At 42.9% G+C, this 19,577-nt stretch carries 16 protein-coding genes and 1 pseudogene; 6 read left to right on the top strand and 11 right to left on the bottom strand.

What is annotated here, in order from left to right; all coding sequences use genetic code 11:
* Window positions 1–93 precede the first annotated feature (93 nt).
* Window positions 94–648: a 6-phospho-3-hexuloisomerase gene (gene hxlB / locus FED52_RS00290; RefSeq protein ID WP_101190294.1), complete on the bottom strand. Its 555-nt coding sequence runs from the start codon at window positions 646–648 to the stop codon at window positions 94–96.
* A gap of 1 nt (window position 649) precedes the next feature.
* On the bottom strand, window positions 650–1,291 hold the full coding sequence (gene hxlA / locus FED52_RS00295; protein WP_101190293.1) for a 3-hexulose-6-phosphate synthase: 642 nt from the start codon (window positions 1,289–1,291) through the stop codon (window positions 650–652).
* Window positions 1,292–1,903: 612 nt separating this feature from the next.
* On the opposite strand from hxlA, the gene zwf reads away from it, so the two are divergent.
* From zwf to FED52_RS00325, 5 genes are all read left to right on the top strand, one after another.
* Entirely contained in the window at window positions 1,904–3,421 is a 1,518-nt protein-coding gene (zwf, locus tag FED52_RS00300) for a glucose-6-phosphate dehydrogenase (protein ID WP_205729333.1), read from the top strand.
* Window positions 3,422–3,477: 56 nt separating this feature from the next.
* A complete protein-coding gene (locus tag FED52_RS00305) occupies window positions 3,478–4,836 on the top strand; it encodes a glucose-6-phosphate isomerase (RefSeq protein WP_138858548.1) in 1,359 nt (452 codons plus the stop codon).
* On the top strand, window positions 4,833–6,245 hold the full coding sequence (gndA, locus tag FED52_RS00310) for an NADP-dependent phosphogluconate dehydrogenase (protein ID WP_138858534.1): 1,413 nt from the start codon (window positions 4,833–4,835) through the stop codon (window positions 6,243–6,245). Before FED52_RS00305 ends, gndA begins: the two co-directional genes overlap by 4 nt.
* Before the next feature lie 556 nt (window positions 6,246–6,801).
* Window positions 6,802–7,380, top strand: coding sequence for a hypothetical protein (locus FED52_RS00320; RefSeq protein ID WP_138858535.1), 579 nt, complete (start codon window positions 6,802–6,804; stop codon window positions 7,378–7,380).
* A 270-nt stretch (window positions 7,381–7,650) separates the two neighbouring features.
* Entirely contained in the window at window positions 7,651–8,397 is a 747-nt protein-coding gene (locus FED52_RS00325; protein ID WP_138858536.1) for a hypothetical protein, read from the top strand.
* Between the two features lie 187 nt (window positions 8,398–8,584).
* On the opposite strand, the gene FED52_RS00330 is transcribed toward FED52_RS00325, so the two are convergent.
* From FED52_RS00330 to FED52_RS00360, 7 genes are all read right to left on the bottom strand, one after another.
* The gene (locus FED52_RS00330) at window positions 8,585–8,935 is read right to left on the bottom strand and encodes a hypothetical protein (RefSeq protein WP_138858537.1); all 351 of its coding nucleotides are present in this window, start codon (window positions 8,933–8,935) and stop codon (window positions 8,585–8,587) included.
* A 32-nt stretch (window positions 8,936–8,967) separates the two neighbouring features.
* Window positions 8,968–9,525 (bottom strand): DUF6036 family nucleotidyltransferase, encoded by a 558-nt coding sequence (locus FED52_RS00335; protein ID WP_114167414.1) that lies wholly within the window; start codon window positions 9,523–9,525, stop codon window positions 8,968–8,970.
* Between the two features lie 86 nt (window positions 9,526–9,611).
* Window positions 9,612–10,415, bottom strand: a complete 804-nt coding sequence (locus FED52_RS00340; RefSeq protein WP_138858538.1) for a hypothetical protein — start codon at window positions 10,413–10,415, stop codon at window positions 9,612–9,614.
* On the bottom strand, window positions 10,412–11,188 hold the full coding sequence (locus FED52_RS00345) for a ParA family protein (RefSeq protein ID WP_138858539.1): 777 nt from the start codon (window positions 11,186–11,188) through the stop codon (window positions 10,412–10,414). The genes FED52_RS00340 and FED52_RS00345 overlap by 4 nt, the downstream gene beginning before the upstream one ends.
* The gene (locus FED52_RS00350; protein ID WP_138858540.1) at window positions 11,185–11,874 is read right to left on the bottom strand and encodes a hypothetical protein; all 690 of its coding nucleotides are present in this window, start codon (window positions 11,872–11,874) and stop codon (window positions 11,185–11,187) included. Before FED52_RS00350 ends, FED52_RS00345 begins: the two co-directional genes overlap by 4 nt.
* Window positions 11,871–12,653: a ParA family protein gene (locus FED52_RS00355; protein WP_138858541.1), complete on the bottom strand. Its 783-nt coding sequence runs from the start codon at window positions 12,651–12,653 to the stop codon at window positions 11,871–11,873. Before FED52_RS00355 ends, FED52_RS00350 begins: the two co-directional genes overlap by 4 nt.
* A 697-nt stretch (window positions 12,654–13,350) precedes the next feature.
* Window positions 13,351–14,418, bottom strand: a complete 1,068-nt coding sequence (locus FED52_RS00360; protein WP_138858542.1) for a hypothetical protein — start codon at window positions 14,416–14,418, stop codon at window positions 13,351–13,353.
* A gap of 846 nt (window positions 14,419–15,264) precedes the next feature.
* Here FED52_RS00360 and FED52_RS00365 point away from each other — a divergent pair.
* Window positions 15,265–16,230, top strand: a pseudogene (locus tag FED52_RS00365) (IS3 family transposase).
* Between the two features lie 328 nt (window positions 16,231–16,558).
* Here the strand turns inward: FED52_RS00365 and FED52_RS00370 are convergent.
* Complete coding sequence (locus tag FED52_RS00370) at window positions 16,559–17,443, bottom strand: hypothetical protein (protein WP_138858543.1); 885 nt, start codon at window positions 17,441–17,443, stop codon at window positions 16,559–16,561.
* A gap of 497 nt (window positions 17,444–17,940) precedes the next feature.
* On the bottom strand, window positions 17,941–19,296 hold the full coding sequence (locus tag FED52_RS00375) for a hypothetical protein (RefSeq protein ID WP_138858544.1): 1,356 nt from the start codon (window positions 19,294–19,296) through the stop codon (window positions 17,941–17,943).
* Window positions 19,297–19,577 lie beyond the last annotated feature (281 nt).

Below are 19,577 nucleotides of genomic sequence, written 5' to 3' on the forward strand. Positions count from 1 at the left end.
GAAAATACTTTGGTGCAAAAAAGTTCAAGCTTGATAAACAATTAGAAATAAGCTTGAGCTTAAAAAATCTTAAACTCAAGCTTATTCGTTGTTCTATTCTAAATTCGCATGTCTGCCATACATGACATCGGATTTGAGTCCCTTTTTATCCATGAATCTCAAAATCACCGCGTCATAAAACACAAGAAGCGACTGTTCAAACAATGATCCCATCGGTTGAATCGATTTGCCACTAGTGCCCTCCCCTTTTGCTTGTGCCGGTATTTCAATTCGAATATCCGCCAGTTTGCCTATTGTAGACTCAGGGTTTGTAGTAACAGCCACTATGGTTGCACCGATGCTTTTGGCTTTCTTCGTCATGGCTGCGAGGCTTTGGGTCTCCCCGGAACCAGAACCGACAATGAAAATATCATCGACTTCCAGGTTCGGTGTCACCGTTTCTCCAACCACATACGCATCCAGGCCTACGTGCATCATACGCATCACAAATGCCTTAGCCATAAAGCCGGATCGGCCCCCGCCTGCCACAAATATTTTCTTTGCACGCAGGATGCCGTCCACTGCCTTTTCGGCTTCCTCATCATCAATGAGAGCAGTGGTCCGCTTCAATTCAGCCAGTATTTCGTCTGTATAGCCCGCCGTGTTCATATTACGCCGTGACACTTTCTTTCATCATCTTTTGAATTTTTTCCGCTTCCGCGCCCTTGTTCTCTTTGCTTGTAATTCCACCGCCGACAATGATTAAATCCGGTTGTGCTTTAATGACTTCCGGCAATGTCTCCAGTTTGATGCCGCCTGCAATAGCAGTTTTGGCATTTTTTACGACGCTTTTGATTGTACGAAGATCTTCGAACGAATCTTTCCCTTCCGCTTGCAGATCGTAGCCTGTGTGGACACAGATATAATCCGCGCCAAGTTCATCAAGCTCTGCGGCCCGTGTTTTGATATCTTTTACGGCGATCATATCCACCAGGATTTTCTTACCTTGTTTTTTCGCTTCTTCAACTGCGCCCTTGATGGATGAGTCTTCTGCCTGAGCAAGAATCGTAACAATATCTGCTCCTGCAGCAGCAGCATTTGATACTTCATAAGCTGCAGCGTCCATAATTTTCACATCTGCAAGAACTTCCAGGTTAGGGAAAGCTGCTTTTATTTCTGCGACAGCTTTAAGACCTTCTTTATTGATGACTGGCGTCCCGATTTCAACGATGTCGATAAACGCCTCTACTTCTTTAACCACTTCGATTGCTTGTGGAATGTTTACTAAGTCTAAAGCTAATTGTAATTTCATGTGTCATTCTCCTTGTTGTCGTATTTTTGATTCTGACTTAGTGTAAAACCTACAAGCATTGTTGTGAAGTACGCACTTTAATTTCACATACTGACAAAAAGTATACTGTCGGCGGCTATCACAATGGTAATCTGTTTAATTTCATATATATGCATTTATTTCTTAATGTATCTGATTAACTTTATAGTTTTATTAAGACCGCTTTAAGATAATCCAATTACTTTTTCCTTTTCACTAAACACTCAACACGACTTATCCAGTTTGAAAATCAATTACTTGTTTCTTATCCGAATGAGCTATTGTAACTTTTTTGCAATGAATTACTTTCGATAATGGGATTTAACCTTTGTTATTTCTCCCTCAAAAAATCCTAAATTCCTTAACTTCTAAAAAATATTTCATGATAGAGATATTTTGTATATCAGATAAGTTTTTAAGAACCGGATCCCTGGTGAATTTCCTCCTCTTTCCCTTGCTACAGTATACTTTTTGTAAGTATATGTTTATAAAGTGCGTACTTACATAAAAAACTTTGAGTCATTATACTAAAACCTGTTGCGATTATCAGTCATGCCAGAGACACATGATTTTAAGAGTAGGAGGTTTTAACATATGCACACCGAGAATCTGCTTGAAGAATTTAATTTTCAAAATGATTTATTTGAATTTAAACAAGAACGGCCCCTGCAAAACATGACATTTGTCTTGTTCGGAGCAACAGGAGATTTAGCACAACGCAAGTTATTTCCTGCTCTGTACAATCTATACCTGGACGGGAAGTTACCCGAAACCATCTCGATCGTTGGTTTGGGGAGAAACTATTGTTCAGATGAAATATTTCAGTCTAAAGTGGAAAAAGCACTTTACGCATATTCCAGAAGGTCCATTCACGCTTCATCTTTGCCAGCTTTTTTAGAGAAATTTCGGTATTGCAGCTTTGATGCGACAGAAAAAGAGTCTTACTACAAACTGCGCGAACTTATTGAAAACAGGGAAAACGAGTTGGGTATTCCTCAAAATCGGCTGTTTTACTTGTCTGTGGCCCCCAGCTTAATTGATATTATCACGTCCCACCTTAGTAAAAGCGGAATCAGTCAAAACAACGGGTGGAAACGCCTCATTGTTGAAAAACCGTTTGGAAACAGCCTAAAAACAGCCAGAAAATTAAATGAGAATTTGAGCAACGTGTTCCGTGAAGAGGAGATCTACCGAATTGATCACTACCTAGGGAAACCTATGGTACAAAAACTAAGAACCTTGATCTTGGCGAATCCGATCTTGGAATCTTTGTTGAATCATAAACAAATTTCAAATGTCCAAATTACAGCAAGTGAGACTGTAGGTGTAGAAAACCGGGCTGATTATTATGATAAGGCAGGAGCCATCCGGGATATGGTTCAAAACCACCTTCTTCAGTTGGTCACAATGACAGCTGTCTATCTTTCGGATAACTTCATGGAAAATAAGGGCCGGGTGAAAAAGACAGACATTATTGCCTCTCTCCAACCCATCCGGAAAGAAAAAGCATACCAAAGCGTTGTCCGCGGCCAGTATGGTCCGGGAGAGGTTCAGGGCAACCCCGTCATTGGCTACAAAGAGGAGCCGGGGGTTAATGATTCCTCAACGAATGATACTTTTTTTGCGGCACGCCTATCTATCAACCATCCATCCTGGCAGGGGATTCCCTTTTATATACGAACAGGCAAACGGATGAAACTGAAGTCGACACAGATTGTCATTGAATTTGAAAACAAGGTGATGGATTTAAATACACAGTTAGGAAGCTCTCCAAATTTAATGATTCTTGAAATTAGTCCAAATGAAAGCATTTCGTTGCGCGTAAATTTAAAAGATCCATCCAGCACTCGATACAAACCTGTTTGGATTGATTTCTCAACCAGCTCAGAAAATCAGCCGGAAGCATATGAACTTCTGCTCTATGATGCACTGCGCGGCGATTCAACGTTCTTTGCCGATTGGAGAGAAGTGGAACTATCATGGAAGTGGATTCAACCACTATTAGAAGCTTACCAAGAGGAGTTATTGCCTTTATATTCTTATCCAGCCGGTTCAACAGGTCCAGAAATGGCAAATGAGTTATTGCTGACGGATCAATCGAAGTGGTGGTAAAAAATAGTTCATTCAAAAGGAGAGAGATTACATGACCGTTTCATTTGATTTCACCAATGTATACCAATGTATTATCGTTTATGACGAATAGCGAGTTTGAAAATATTAGCGAATTTGTCAAACAAGCGCATAACCAACTTCACCAGCAGACAGGACCGGGTTCTGACTACTTGGGGTGGATCGACTGGCCGATTAACTATGATAAAGAAGAGTTTCTCCAGGTGAAACTGGCTGCCGAAAGAATTCAGCAACAGTCAGATGCGCTGATTGTGATTGGCATCGGCGGCTCTTATCTAGGCTCCAAGGCAGCAATAGAAGCCTTATCACATACATTCCATAACCAAGTTAAAGGGAATACGGAAGTTTATTTTGCTGGACATAACATTAGCCCAACTTATATCACACATTTGCTTCAGCTACTGGAAGGGAAAGACATTTCCATCAATGTGATCTCCAAGTCCGGCACAACCACTGAACCCGCTTTAGCCTTCCGGATCTTCCGTACCCTTTTGGAAAAAAAGTATGGAAAAGAAGAAGCTAGAAATCGAATTTATGTCACAACCGACCGGAGCAAAGGTGCGCTTCGGAATCTTGCAGTTGAAGAAGGATACGAAACATTTGTCATTCCTGATAATATCGGAGGACGATACTCCCTTTTGACTCCAGTCGGTTTACTTCCGATGGCTGTAGCCGGGCTTAATATCGACCAAGTGATGCAGGGGACAAAAGCTGCTTACCACAAATACAACAATCCCGTACTCGCTACAAACGAAAGCTACCAATATGCTGCAGTAAGGAATATTTTTTATAATAAAGGAAAATCGATTGAACTGTTTGTAAGCTACGAGCCTGGCCTGCTTTCTACAGCAGAATGGTGGAAACAACTTTTCGGGGAAAGTGAAGGAAAAGATGAAAAAGGACTCTTCCCCGCTTCTGTCAATTTCTCCACTGATTTACATTCAATGGGGCAGTATGTGCAGGAAGGGCGCCGTCTATTCTTTGAAACAGTTTTGCAAGTGAAGAAACCTTCCCTCGATCTTGTCATACAAGAAGATCCAGCCAATATGGATGGGTTGAACTTCTTAGCAGGAAAAACGATGGATGAAGTGAACAAAAAAGCGGCACTTGGAACTTCCCTTGCTCATGTCGATGGAGGTGTGCCGAATCTGGTCATTGAGCTAGACGAACTCAATGAATTCACCTTTGGCGAAATGATTTATTTCTTCGAAAAAGCCTGCGCGATCAGTGGCACTTTACTCGGTGTCAATCCATTTGACCAACCAGGAGTAGAGGCATATAAAACCAATATGTTTGCATTGCTTGGCAAAGAAGGATTTGAAAAAGAAAGAGAAAAGCTGGAAAATCGGCTGTTGCCGTCTGGCAACTCACAAAACGATGAGGTGAAAATACAATGAAGCAGCAAATTGGAGTCATCGGTTTAGGGGTAATGGGAAAAAACTTAGCCCTGAACATGGAGAGTAAAGGTTATTCTGTATCTGTCTATGATTATTGGACAGACCGAATCGACGAATTAGCTGAAAAAGAAGCACAAGGAAAAAAGATTTTGGGAGCATACAGTGTTGAAGAGTTTGTCCTTTCATTGGAAACCCCCCGCAAAATCTTGTTGATGGTGAAATCTGGAGACACGACGGATTCGGTCATTGAATCCCTCCTTCCCCACCTTCAATCAGGGGACATTCTATTAGACGGAGGAAATTCGTTTTTTGAAGACACGAATAGGCGAACAGCAAAATTACAAGAAGCAGGCTTGCACTTTCTAGGCGCCGGAATTTCCGGCGGAGAAGAAGGTGCCCGCAACGGTCCTTCCATCATGCCCGGTGGACCGAAAGAAGCATATGAACAAGTCAAACCTATTCTGGAAGCAATTTCGGCAAAAGTAGATGACACTCCTTGCAGTGCCTATATGGGTCCTGATGGAGCTGGCCATTATGTAAAAATGGTTCATAATGGCATTGAATACGGCGATATGCAATTGATATCCGAAGCCTATTTCATCATGAAACACGCGCTTGGCCTTTCTGTCCTAGAAATGTCCACTATATTCTCGGATTGGAACAAAGGGGAGCTTGACAGTTACCTTGTCGAAATTACCGCCGATATTTTGAACAAGCGGGATGAAGATACCGGGAAGCCGCTTGTTGATCAGATTTTGGATGTGGCCGGACAGAAAGGGACTGGGAAATGGACAAGCCAAAACGCGTTGGATTTAGGTGTTTCCCTTCCAATCGTCACAGAGTCCGTTTTCGCAAGGTTTATTTCCTCGGTCAAGGAAGAACGGGTCGCGGCAAGCAAAATTCTGCAAGGCCCTGAACCGGAAAAACAGGCAGGCGACTCCCAAGAAATGATTGAAGCCATCCGCAAAGCCTTATACATGAGTAAGATTTGCTCGTATGCCCAAGGTTTTGCCCAAATGCGTGCGGCATCTGAAGAGTATGGCTGGAATATTCCTTACGGGGACGTTGCCATGATCTTCCGTGGAGGATGTATCATCCGGGCGCAATTCCTGCAAAAGATCAAAGAAGCATTTGACGGCAATCCCGAACTGCCTAACTTATTAATTGATCCATATTTCCAGGAGATTATAGGGGAGTATCAGCATTCTCTACGAAAAGTGCTGACGCTGGCCATTCAGCAAGGAATTCCGGCGCCCGCTTTTTCAAGCGCATTGGCTTACTATGACAGCTATCGCTCTGAGACATTGCCAGCCAATTTAATCCAGGCACAGCGGGATTACTTTGGTGCCCATACGTACCAGCGTGTAGACAAAGAAGGTTTCTTCCACACCGAGTGGCAAGTAAAATAACCAGAAACAATAAGTATGTAGAAGCTTGTTAGAACATCACGTAATCAGACTAAAAGGCCTGTTGGAAAAAGAAAGTTTTCCAGCGGGCTTTTTTGAATACATTGCAGCCTCCATGCTCATTGACGCCTTCTTCAATAGATTTTAATTGTCGATAAACAATTATCTGGAATCTGGATCCTTCAGGAAAATCATCTTTTTATGTTTGAAACTTTAACTCTATGAAAAAATTCTACCGTTAAAAGGGGCGGAATCCCTAAAAGAACCAATCTGCTAAAGGGTATGCTATTTTGATTATTTTTAAGTTGATAAACTACCGCAGATCTAAAATGATAGCACTCGCTCGATGCATTCTTACAAGAGCAAGCGAACCGGTAAATTCGGATCGAGTAGGAGGGAGCGATTAACTCCCGACCTCTCACACCACCGTACGTACCGTTCGGTATACGGCGGTTCAATTAAGATATATGACGCAAAGTTTCATAACGTGCTATCAAACTTTTGAGCCCTTGGGAACTCCAGTAGGAGTTTCCGAGGGCTCTATGCAATACCGGACTATTTGAAATTCGCCTGGCTCATGGGAGAGTTCAAGACACGCGATGATGTCGTCAAACTGTTCATCGCCCGTGCCAAAGAGATTTCGGAGACCAATCACTCTTATCAGGCGACCACTCTATTGGCCATCTACTCTGCGAAAGTGTTCGCCCGGCCAGAACTCGCCGCAAGTAGTGAGTCCGCTTTCTTCTTGCATCTTCTGTCACAAGTGAATGACAACGACCTTCGCCATTTTGAACTCATCTATGACCACGCGGCTGCTCTCGAGCATAAATTTACTCCACTTTACGCTTGTGACGCCTATTATCAATCAATCGGTAATCCAGTCTTTCAACAACTTCCCCCTCAAGAACGGGAGGCTGCTCTCTTGGCGAGGCTAAGCGACGACCCGGAATTCATATCGTTTTACACGAGTACAGACAAGCTGACATTCCTGGGTGTGTTGATGCAGCGTTCGTTCAGTTACGGAAGCATCGGACATACTCAAATCTCATTGAACCCATATAGCGATACGTTAAAAGAACTGTTAGAAGAGTCCCGGTTGTTAGAAGATTCTTTGAGGCGTTCATCGAGCCCTTCGTAACCTCAATTCCGTACCGCCTAGTCTCGATAAGTACGCCTCATGATTAATCTAGAGTTTTTGTATACAGAGTACTTGACATATGGTCATATCTAATCAAAAGTGACGAGAACACTTTAAAATGTATACATTTCGACGTCGAAATGGATTAGGCTTGTCAGCAATGCCTCGTCTTGTGTTTACGTAGTAAATACGCGAAAATGGAAGTGAGATGAATGCGAGTCAACATGCGTTCAAATGAGAAATCTATCAAATGGTAAAGTGGTGAATGCTGTGCAGTCTAATGAAACCAAAGTGACCTCTTTTCGAGTCTCCCAAGAGGTAAAAGAACATATCCAGCGATTGTCGGAACAGCGGCAACTGTCGACAAATCAATTGTTTGAAGAACTGATCACCTTGGCTGATAAACAGGTGCCAGACCCATTGATCAGTGAGGAGAACGATGCTCTCCAGGCGGCACTGAATCAGGTGCTAGCCCTTTTCAATGAACGTGCCACGCGGCTCGAGCTTCAAACAAAGGAGCACGAACGAATCCGTTCGCGCTATCAAAAGACGATTCATGACCTTGAGCAAAGCATCATCATAGAGTCGGAACAGCTCAAAGAGGACTATGAGCGTCAAGTCGCGGCCCACGACCAGGAATTAATTCCACTTCAACATCAAGTGGAGCTCCTATTCGCCGAGAAACAGAACGCTCAGGACGCCCTCGAGACCGAACGTGCTTCTTTCAAAGAAGAACTAAAGGCCCAGAAGAAGTTGGTCTTTAATTTAGAAGAAGACGTCAAGAAGCTCGAGCTAGAGCGCAGCCAGCTCAATCGTCAAAACCAGAACCTGATGGACACGCTTGACGATTTGAAGGCACGAACGCGACGAAACGACCAACTCGAAGAGGAGAACCAAAAACTTCATTTGGAAGTGCAGCTCCTCCGTCGTGAAAAAGAGGCGTTCGAGAACCGGTTACAGGAACAGGTCGAGCTCGCGGTCCTGCGGGAGCGGAACACCCAACAAAATAAACAATGATACGAAAAGGGTACTAGATTGAGTCAACCAGTGACTAAATCTAGTACCCTTATATTTATTACAAAGTAAGGATTTTACGGTTTGAAGAAATCGCCTGATACATGTTCCATGATTTGACCAAAAAAGCTCCATTTATACGTAGAATCATAACCTCATGAGAGTATAAAAATGACTCGACTTGGTCCAATTAAGATTTCACCCGCAATCCACGCTTCTTGAATCGATTACGCTTTTCTTCTAATTTCACTTTCATATCTACCGAGAACGTACTTTCAGGAGTGTTGTAGGCGCGCCGTGCTGCCATACTAAGCATTTTAGCCACATCCTCTGCCCGATCGTCCTGTAAATCAAGCAGTGAAGATCGAACATACTGGCGAGCCATTTCTCGGTCACGTAGCGATTCAGGGACCGATACATGACGACTTAATGCCAGAGCCAATTGAGCCGTCTCTAAGCGATAGCTTGTCCCACCTGCCTGCATACGATTCAGTTCATCCGCTAGCTCGCTTTGCAGAAGTACATGATTACTGTCCGTCATCGGTCACCCTCCTCTACTCTTCTTTTGATTTATTATATACCCTTTTCCTGAAAAATTCGACTCAAGTCGTGCACGTTACAAAATGGATCGTCCCACGTCATGTTCGCTTTATATTCCTCTACAAGTTCGAGAAGTTTGTCTTTATCGCAAAGTTCCAATAGGTTCGTCTTTTCGAGATCCTCTAAGTCCTTTTGGCGAGAGGAGAAGATCTTGGTACATGCTAATAGTTCAATGTCAGGGACATACACATCAATCGCCTCGAATAGACCTTCGATCTTATGACGGAATTCATTTTCTCTAAAGTCTTCACGGGGTGGGAACTGAATGACCCCTTCGACAATTTCAATTTCATATTCATGAAGTGCCTCTTTTAATTCAGGTGTCACAACGCCCTCCGTCACGCGAATGTCAATATCTCGCGTCGGACGATACTCGGCATCTTTATTCATCATTTCAATGAAGAGAAGGATCCCCGAGGCGCCAACCACAACAAACTCGACTTCGATGTTTCTTGAGGCGCAAAAGGTATCAAGCACGAGCAAGGTATCGATGATACTTTCCACGTCCTTGTATTGATTAGAGTAAGTCATGTATGTCCCTCCTGATGAAAATGACCCACTCTGATTCGGTATGTTAAGAATCTTCGTGGGCCATGATGTATTTCGCTTCTCTCAATTTAATTCGTATTTAAATAGGCACTGAGAGCCCGCCGGATAATCTCATCTTCTGACACATGTTCTTTTTGCGCGGCTTGCGTTAATCCGACGTATAAAGGATCTGTCAGATCAGCAAAGCGAATCTGTACACGCATGGGTTTCACAGATTTAGTTTCGACTTCGAGCACGCGTTGTTCCTGACGTTCGATCAACATCCGTTTCACTTCACGGAGTTCTTCACGTGTCATCTCGTACACCGTCTTGTCTCCTGAAGCTGTGTAGTACTTCTTATTCTCGAGTAGCGCGAGCTTCGGATCTTCTGGCCACGACAACAACTCAGCAAGCTTCGTTGCACTGAAATCTTGCTCGAGCGTCTTCTCTAAGATGTTCGGACCAAACGTATTCCAAAATGAGACAAATCGATTCACTTGAGAATGTGACATGCCAATTTTGGCTAAGAAGTCTTTCCAATTGCCTTCTTCTTGTTTGAACTCTTTCTTCGTCTCAGGATCACGGAACAGACTATTTGCGTGTGCAAGTATACGACACTTTTCGACAAAGCTAGTCGCTTGAATCGCGTCGATGTGGTTGTAATATTGAACGATTCCGTCCATATCCTCAGGGAGCTTCTTGGTGATGATACGTGACAACCCCGTCGCCGGCAGGGCCTGATAAGGGTTCGACACGGTCGTCGTCGCCGAGAATTCTTTCACGGCATCGACTTGTTCCGTACGGCTATCCGTCGTTTGTTGATTCTGATTCACCGGAAGGTTGGCACTGAATGTCGAAATCTTCGGTGTATGTTTCTTTCGGTTGCGTGTCATAACGACAATACCTCCTCAGCAAGTTGTAAATAGGCATCGGTTGCCGGGCTCTTGTGATCAATGACAGGACGAGACTCTCGTTGTAGTGTCTGAACCTTCACCGCATAAGGAATCGTCGTCAAAACCGGAATACCGACTTCTTTCCCAAGTTCTTCAAGTTCTTCGACTGTCGTGACATCCCCTTTCGAGCGAGCACTCACCATCGTCGGGATGAAGGCAGCGATATGGATGTCTTCCCGGAAGCGCTTCATCTCTTCAAGCTCTTCTGGAGCCGAGTAGACGGCATCCATTGAGAACTTCTGCATCTGTACAGGCATCACGATGCGGTCCTGCGCGACGAGTGCGCAGCGAGCATAAGGGTTAAGCGCTGAAGTCGATCCTGGGCAATCGATGAGACAGATGTCAAACAATTCGTCGATTTTGGCGAGTTCTTCGCTGAGGCGATATTCATATCCGATTTGACTCGTTAAGTCACTGGGTGAGGCCGAACGTCTGGTTGGCACAAGATAGACGGTACCTGTCTCATACTCGCATGTCACAATGACCTGTTCGATTGGTGTGTAGAATGGGTCATTCTCTTCTAGTAGACAATCGAGTAAGACTTTTCCTTCGTAATCGTTCGTGAGACCGAGTCCATTCGTCGAAGACGCCTGATCGTCCGCGTCGATGACGAGGACACGTAATCCGTCACGAGCATAAGCATGCGCCAAGTTGATGGTCGTCGTCGACTTCCCGACGCCGCCCTTTCGATTGTACAATGCGATTTTCTTCATGATTCGTCTCCTCGCTTCTCGTCTGTGACGTCGATGATATTGTCGTTCACGGTCCGCTCGATGATTTCCGTCAACAGTTCACTCACACTCCGATTTTGGGCATGTGCATACTGTTGGAACTGATCGGACAGGTCGGACGGGATTCGCGCCGAAAGGACGGCAGATGGTTTCTTTGTTTTTTGAAACGGGCTGACCTTGACCTGTTGCACAGATTCACGGGTCTTACGCGCCGCACGAATCTGTTTGACCGTTAATTCGTCAACACCTCGAGACTCGCCGTCGATATAGAGTCCCTGTTCGACGACCTCTTCGACGTTGTCGAGATACATCAGTTCAAACAGTTTGGAAGCCGGTAAGCTCGCAAGAGATGCTTCGAGTGGATGTAACGTCTCGTAGGCTTTGACGTACCGGGATGCAAGCGAACTCGACATCGATACGGCCTCGAGGAACCCCATCCATTCTTTTTTGTCGTGCATCTCAGAACGGGCGATGACGAGCCGTTTCCCGATCTCGAATACTGAAATCGTTTGAACTTTTGAAAGCTCATTAATTTCATGAACAAGGTCCTCGACTTCTTTAGAGACCGGAAGTTTTTGGACAAGCGAGCTGATATTCGTCAAACCACTTTGATACGGGTGCTGCTCACTCGGTTTGATTTTATGAATATTACGGTTCCGTGCCTTCATGATGTCTCACCTGCTTGTTCGACGACTTGCTTGGCCAACAGTCGAAACGGTTCAGCGAGCACCTTTGATTCCTTGGAGCGGTACTGGATGACACTCTTTCCACTATCGGCAGCTTTCTCGATAAATGTGGATTGCTTGATCATCGGAAGAATCTCTAATGCCTCTTCATTTGCGATGACTTCCATCGCCTCATAATATTCTTTATCTGCCTTTAAAGAGGCATCCATGGCGACGGGAAGTATCCCTGTGATGACTAGGTCTGGGTTATAGAATTTTTTCACTTTTTGTACGGTTCGGACCGTGCTAGAAAGTTGGTCGAACACGAGCTTTTTCGGCATGAACGGGATGACCGTCATGTTTGACGTCGAAAGCACGACTTTCGAGAGTTCGTTGATTGATGGGACCGAATCTAAGATGATCCAATCAAACTCATCCTCGAGCGGTGTAATCATGTCCTTTAATAAGAAGAGCTTGTCTTGCTCGGAGATCAAATTGATCAACCTGGCATTTCGTTCATTCGAAGGGAGAAGACTCACGTGATACGTTTCATCATCAAACAGGACTTCTTTGATATCGAGATTACGTGTATGTACATCAAACATCGTCATGTACTTGATTGTGTCGGACTCTTTTAACATCAGTTTACTTAGAGAGCCTTGAGGATCTAAGTCAATGATCAAGACCCGTTGTCCCAGCTCACCCAATGCGTACGCCATATTCAAAGAACAGGTCGTCTTGCCTGATCCACCTTTCGATATATAAAACGTGAGTATGTTCATCTTCTCTCCCCTTTCTCTCTCATATCATGTCATAATCTTATTTTCCTTACAACATAAAAACGAGTGTAAATCGAATAAATGCTAATTTAATTTGTATACATTAAAATTGAGTCGTTGTATACGATATTTACTAGTCAATAGATGCTGTATACGTTTCGACGTCGAATTGTATACATTTTTGTATTGGTAGCTTTCACAGAAACTGATTGAACAAGAACAAAATTGATTCCTAAATCTCTTATTGAAGAAAGACGTCATATAGTTGGATCTGGCTTAAATAATAGAAGAAGATATAAAACCATATTCTTCTGAGTTTAATAAATATAAATAGATTATAGAGAGTTAAATAAAGATTAATAGAATTGGAAAATGTGGAGAATCACTAAACCCAGTCATACCAGTCGTTCTGACAGTTTAAGTGAAAAGAGAAACTTCGAGGAGATTACTGTTTCTTTCATCATAGCTTTTTTTATTTCACTAAAAATTTGGGATTTAAGAAACAAAAGATGATTTACTTCGATGAATACTTGATTAAGTGGTTAGTGTACTTGATTTTTTTCCTAAAATTAAAAATAGGGCAGTCGATACCCATTGACTGTCTAAGAGTACAGTTGCGAATAACATACAGACAGAAACTACCTGCAAAAATGAGTCATTTTCATATCTTTTTTCAAAAATGAGCACGACTAAAAGACCATCATACGATAGCCATTTTCGCCTGGGTCTCTTTTAGTTGTTGATGAAGATAGAAAATCGGTTCCTCAAAGAACAGTTTATGGGTGCTCGAGTGGACCAAATCCTCACGATGGTGAAGGAATGCTTGTTTTAACTCTTCGACGACCTGTTTGAACGTTTCGGCCCCGAATGTATCGCTCATCGAGAAGAGTGAGTCACGGTTGACCTTGAGTGCGTCAAAGTCGAAGAACTCCCCTACTCGCTTGCGCAATTCGAACCAAAGGAGCTGAACTTCAGTGCGATCTTTCTCTTTGATCTGCTTACTGTCTTGCGCAGCCGATAGCTGGACTTTAAGTAAGAGCGGTCGTGTCACGTCTTGAACACGTTTCTTGAGCGAAATATTTTGTTTCACCATGTTCAAGAAACGCTTACTGTCCTCGACAAGCGAGACCTGAAGGAATGTAAGACCAGACATCATCTTTTGGATGGCGAGTTTATGGCCACAGTATTTAGGAAGGAATCCTTTGATCTCATCGTAGGTCAGAATGGCCTGTTTATTTGACTGGACATGAACATCTTTTTCAACTTGAACGATTGTCCGTAGCGCGAGTCGTAACGTATTTACGTTATCGAGTGCGATTAGCTCGGACAATAGACCGTGCCAAACAGACGTATACCCGGTCTTCGAATCGACCGTAGCACCGTCTACAAACAAATCACGATAGTTTTCAAGGTAATCCGTCAATTGGATTGAGATCACTCCTGGGAAGTGACGGACGACCGTCATAAGACCATTCTGTTCGAAGATCTTCAAATTGTTATGTAAGGAGCGGACCGACGTACATGCAAAATCCGCGACCATATGGTCTTCGATGAATTCAATCTTCCCTTGATCGTCAGCGTAGGCGAGAATAGAGAGAATATGGCGGATCCGAGACTTGGTCCATTTGAAGGCTGTGAAACAGGCCGGGATGTTATAGTGATGTTGCTCGTAGCGATAGTGATCTGCGCGCTTCGTCCAACGCGTCAATCCGCTCATCGCAACCAACAGCTTGTTCGCGACCAAAATATGTCGATTCGTCTCCATCATCTCTTCTACACCTCCCCTATCCTAAAATATGCTAGTTTCAGTATCTTGTTCTTTCCAGGTGGTGTCAAAGTGCGGTTTCGGTACGACGATTTGCGACCAAATTTAAGAAAGTGTTGGTGTTGAGCCATTTTCACAGAGGAAATAGGCGTCATTTCAGTACGACGGTTTGCGACCAAATTAAGATGAACGGCTTCATCAAGCCATTTTGAGCTTATTCAGAGTAGAATTTTCGTCATAAAAGAGCAGAAAATGTCGTTTCAGTACGACGGTTTGCGACCAAATTGATGAAAGTGTCGTTTCGGTACGACGGTTTACGACCAAAACCATCAAAAATGTCGTTTCAGTACGACGGTTTGCGACCATTTTTAAGAAATGGCAACTCAAAAATTTTTTAGAAAACCCATCAAAAAAGTGAAAGATATCGTTTCAGTACGATGATTTACGACCGAAACAGCAAAAATGTCGTTTCGGTACGATGATTTGCGACCAATTTGATAGAGGTGTCGTTTCAGTACGACGATTCGCGACCAAATTCAGTGATAATGTTGTTTCAGTACGATTGATTTCTCACCAAAATGTCAGGGGAATGGTGATTATTTGAGCGAGTAAATTCGGTTCTGTCACGTTCATTCTCCCCTTGACTTTGTTTGTCCTCAATATCAACATTTAGTTAATTTATACAAATTGGTCAGAAAGAAAGACCTAGGATTGAGACTTCAATACGCAGATCAGTAAAAAAGACCTTTTGACTTCGTAAACTGCACCCTGAGTAATAGACACTAAAAAAGTCTATTGCTCAGGGTTTTTGTGTACACTGCACTAAATCATATCGGGAGTGGATTTGAGATGTTGAAGAAGCTGTTCACGTCGAAAGAGATAATGAGTTGGGCACGAATAAATACGGCAAGTCCGTGAGTCTGAAAGGGATCACGTATACCGATGAGTTCAAAGAACTTTTTATAGCACAGATATTTGATGGACGGTTTCCGGTAGAAGTCTTCCGTGACTGCGGGTTTGATATCGAGTATGTTGGTGCTTCGCACATGGACTCTTGTAGGAAACGCTAGTTAGCGTCTTATAGAAGAAGACGGGGTAATGGGTCTGCGTGATACACGGGCCGGCAATCCAGGACTCAGAAAGGATAAAGAGCTGTCGACAGAAGAACGGTACGCGAAGCTCGAGGCCGAAAACAAACTGTTGAAAGCAGAGGTCGAACTATTAAAGGAGATCCGCCTGGCGGAAGGGAGAGGAAAGCTGGACTTAACGCATCGCAAAAGTATGAGCTGATTCAAGGTGTCATCATCAAGCACAAAATGAAGGGGATGGTCAGCCATCTCTGCCAGGTGGCCGGGGTGTCACGTCAGGGATACCACGCCTATTTCTCGGAACGGAGGAGACAGACCAGACAGGAGCGCGAATCGAAAGACGTGGCTCTTCGTGACCTCGTTCTGAAGGCGTTCCACTTCAAGAAGCGCAAGAAGGGTGCTAGGCAGATCAAGATGGTGCTGTCTGGTCATTTCGGTGTGACGATGAACCTGAAGTGTATCCGACGTATCATGCGGAAATACAACATCGTGTGTCCAATCCGCAAGGCGAAGCCATACAAACGGCTCATTAAGGCGACGGCCGAGCACCGGGTGGTGCCGAATCGCCTCAAACGCGAATTCAAACAGGGCACGCCCTGCAACGCCGTCCAGGAATCATTCTTCGGACATTTCAAGGACATCATCAAGTTAGAGGCGTGCACTACGTTTGACTCTTTGCGTAATGAGGGCCGTAGGGCCAAGCTACTACAATCACCATCGTTACTAATGGAACATGAACAAGATAACTCCTGTACAGAACAGGAATCATCTCCTTCAAGCCGCATAAGTTTTTTTCAAATGTCCTTTACATAGGGTACAGATTATCGAGGTCAAACGGTCTTTTTTTGTCTCTGAACACTGTGTTTTAACCTACTACGTGTCTATACGGATGAAGGTGGGATGAACATGGAGGTGATTATAATAGTCTTACAAACGCTTATTAGATTACTTGTCTGGCGTAACTTATAAGTAAGTTCAAATCTTGCAAAATGGTTAATCATGACGTTATACAGATTGGCTTGTCATCTTTGATAATCGAGCCAATCTATGGTCTTTCAATCTAAATCATTGTTAAATACCACTCCGTGTAAAGGTATTAAAGCGTACAACAGATAAAAAAGCTTTAAATAATCTTCTTCACTGAGTTCACTGTAATCGTGGCTGCCATGCAGAACCGAATTACGAGATAACGGATCGACACTTGTGAATTGATATATACGATGCATTCCTTCAAGTGCTTTCATTTCAAAGAATGTTTTTACGAATTCGTCATCTTTCATGCTACTCAATTGTTTATTCGCAATTTCCTTGATGTTTTTTTTACTGAATGCTTCTTTGGTTGGTTCTTCATAATTAAAGACACCCTGATTATCCTGACTTAAAATCCAATTAGCTACGAAGAATTCAATGACGGGATAAAGCCCTATTATTGCAAGTTCGTAATTATGATTACGATACGCAACCAATGTCTGTTCTAAGATTCTATGATGCCGTTTCAAAAATTCTTTTTCTTTAAGTGCTTCAACATTTTTTTCAAGATTACGATCCATCCATTCAAGCAAGACTTCACGTTTAAGGTAGGGATGATAATCGTTGATACTGAACTCGTCTAAGTAATCTATATGGAGGTAGATATTCTCTTCAGCCATCTCTTTAGAAAATGCGATCACATCACTTGATAGTTCAGATAAATTCTCGCTAATTTTTTTCCAATCAATTGTATTAAGAATTTTATAAGCGTTCGCAACGTGCTGTTCTGCACTCTTCGATGCCAGTTGAAATGTTTTTAACCTCTCTTCGGTAAAGATAGAGTTAATAGTATGACTCAGACTTCTCATCACATCATTAATTTTTAGAGCATACGATTTTAGTTCTCTATTCCTATCATTCATCTCTTTAATAAAATCGGGTAATCCGGAATTATTCTGTTCGTCTTTCATTTGCTTCATCCTCCTCTTCCCTTATAGCGTTTCTTTCTTTCAAATAATTATAGAAGGTCGCCTTTTTTTCGGTAGTGTCCTACAACTATCTATTACTATGCCGTCTGAATTATAAATCATAAATACCTTATCTAAAGTTTCTTGTTCAATCCCCTTTCGATAAATCACGTCTATAAAATCGATATTATAACAAAATAGACGTTGTTTTATACATGGCAAAATAGAAATCAAGCAAAAATAAAAAAGTACTGTTTTGAGTAATTCTTCACTTTCACGGTACTTCGCTATATTTCTTGTATGAAACCATTATCAATTAGAGAGATACATGTGATTTTAAAATCTTATGTGATTTAAATGAACCATCATTGGTTTTCATTCGTTTCCTGACACTAACGAAAACAGGAGAGACGAATGTTCCATGTGAAACAGTAGCTGAAAAGTATGTACATAAAAAAGAAGCCACATGTAAAAAGGCTTCTTCTGAGCAGTTGTTTCTATTAAAGGAGTAATGTGTCTGTATGGTTCAATAACTCCCATGATTCGAGCGGATAGAACGTGAAGAAATAGTAATCGCCAGAGCGGTGCCAGTCTTTCAAGATGAATTCGTGTTCTTTGATGCGGTCAAGGTTTGCCTCAAGTTCTAGTAAGTTCTCTGACTTACGAGATTTATTGAAGCGAATCGAGTAAGTAAATTGACGCCAATGTCGGCGGACCGGACTTTGTTCCCCTGTCTGGATGGCAGCCATTCGTTCCTTTTGAAGTACGAACGCTAAGTGATAAGCGAAGCTGCCCTTCAACTGTTCAATCTGTTCGCCGTATATACTAACGATCTGTTGCTTGAGCAGGTCGTCATAGACCTCCTCGGTCACGGTGACAATCACCTGGCTATCTGCGAGTGTCGTCGCATTCTTGATTGTGACGGAAGAGAAGAGTCCACGGATAAAGAAGTCTCCTTCGTCGTTGTGTCCCGCGACACGGTAGTAGCCGAGCTTCATCAGTCGCTTCGTCGTCAGGTCGTAGCTTTTCCCGCTCTTGTTGGCATAGAGTTTTTCAACCAGCTGGACCAACGGAAAGATGATTTTACGACTTGTCTGGAAAGAGATATCACGGTAAGACAAAATCTCGGTGAAGGCCTCGAAGTCTTTGGAGTCGAGATCAGGTACTTTACCATTCAACTCTTGAATAAACTCTTTACTGACTAAAACGGAAAGATTTTGTGGAACGCCTTCTTTGTATTTCGGGATGACTGAGTCGTAGTTTAAAAGTTCAAGGTTGAGCTGCGTCGCGTCGTTAAGTTTTTCATCGAGTTGATCGGTTTTGTTCTTGATACGATCAGACATCCCGAAAAATGGAATGTCGACAGCGAGCGTCGGTGAATGATGCGCCACTCGCTGCGTCGAATCAATCTCTTTCGCTACTTCTCCTAAAATCATGAGAACATCCGTTTTCAACGTGGATGTCTTTTGATTCACGGTTTTTTGAGACCAATAAGGATACGTATGAATCAGTTGGTTCGGATCCTCGGCCCACTCTTCAATCTCGGTTATGCAGAGATTCATATAGTCTTCAATCGTTTTCACGTGAAACTCTCTATAAAGCCCTTCAAGACCTGCGACTTTCACATAGGCTGAGATCATGTCATGTTTGGCCCGAAGCTCTTTACTATAACCACGCGTCTCCTGATAGTTACGGACGGCGGTTTTCACCCACCGACGTTTCAACTTCATGAAGGAGTAATAACGAATCTTCTTGTAAGCACTCTCAATGTTCTCAAGCGCATAGTGCTCTTGATAGAGCGATGCGACGAATTCATTGATATCAAAAATGGATACACTATGGAGGATTTCCTCCATACCATGCTGCTTTATCGTATTAACCGCTTGAGAAATAATGAGTTGCTGGGAGCGGTTATTGGAGGATGAGTGGATCTCCATGTTAATCACCTCTTCTTCACCAAATATATCATATTTATATAAAGCCATACTTTTGTAATTCGTTAATTTATTTCAAACACCGTAAAAGTATGCGCCGGCGCATACTTTTACTGATAACGGTAGAAAATTTAAAGGTTAAATTTAAATAATAGCCAATATTATTAATTAAGTGACAAAGTAGAAATATAGGAGTGAATATA

This window comes from Exiguobacterium mexicanum, from assembly GCF_005960665.1.
GTDB classification, from domain to species: domain Bacteria; phylum Bacillota; class Bacilli; order Exiguobacteriales; family Exiguobacteriaceae; genus Exiguobacterium; species Exiguobacterium mexicanum_A.

What these genes read in the sequence shown, in the direction of transcription:
- zwf (WP_205729333.1), top strand. Translation starts at nt 1,904, where the DNA reads ATGCACACCGAGAATCTGCTTGAAGAATTTAATTTTCAAAATGATTTA.
- gndA (WP_138858534.1), top strand. Translation starts at nt 4,833, where the DNA reads ATGAAGCAGCAAATTGGAGTCATCGGTTTAGGGGTAATGGGAAAAAAC.
- FED52_RS00375 (WP_138858544.1), bottom strand. Translation starts at nt 19,296, where the DNA reads ATGGAGGAAATCCTCCATAGTGTATCCATTTTTGATATCAATGAATTC.
- hxlB (WP_101190294.1), bottom strand. Translation starts at nt 648, where the DNA reads ATGAACACGGCGGGCTATACAGACGAAATACTGGCTGAATTGAAGCGG.
- FED52_RS00355 (WP_138858541.1), bottom strand. Translation starts at nt 12,653, where the DNA reads ATGAACATACTCACGTTTTATATATCGAAAGGTGGATCAGGCAAGACG.
- FED52_RS00335 (WP_114167414.1), bottom strand. Translation starts at nt 9,525, where the DNA reads ATGACTTACTCTAATCAATACAAGGACGTGGAAAGTATCATCGATACC.
- hxlA (WP_101190293.1), bottom strand. Translation starts at nt 1,291, where the DNA reads ATGAAATTACAATTAGCTTTAGACTTAGTAAACATTCCACAAGCAATC.
- FED52_RS00305 (WP_138858548.1), top strand. Translation starts at nt 3,478, where the DNA reads ATGTATACCAATGTATTATCGTTTATGACGAATAGCGAGTTTGAAAAT.
- FED52_RS00370 (WP_138858543.1), bottom strand. Translation starts at nt 17,443, where the DNA reads ATGAAAGACGAACAGAATAATTCCGGATTACCCGATTTTATTAAAGAG.
- FED52_RS00330 (WP_138858537.1), bottom strand. Translation starts at nt 8,935, where the DNA reads ATGACGGACAGTAATCATGTACTTCTGCAAAGCGAGCTAGCGGATGAA.
- FED52_RS00350 (WP_138858540.1), bottom strand. Translation starts at nt 11,874, where the DNA reads ATGAAGGCACGGAACCGTAATATTCATAAAATCAAACCGAGTGAGCAG.
- FED52_RS00340 (WP_138858538.1), bottom strand. Translation starts at nt 10,415, where the DNA reads ATGACACGCAACCGAAAGAAACATACACCGAAGATTTCGACATTCAGT.
- FED52_RS00360 (WP_138858542.1), bottom strand. Translation starts at nt 14,418, where the DNA reads ATGATGGAGACGAATCGACATATTTTGGTCGCGAACAAGCTGTTGGTT.
- FED52_RS00345 (WP_138858539.1), bottom strand. Translation starts at nt 11,188, where the DNA reads ATGAAGAAAATCGCATTGTACAATCGAAAGGGCGGCGTCGGGAAGTCG.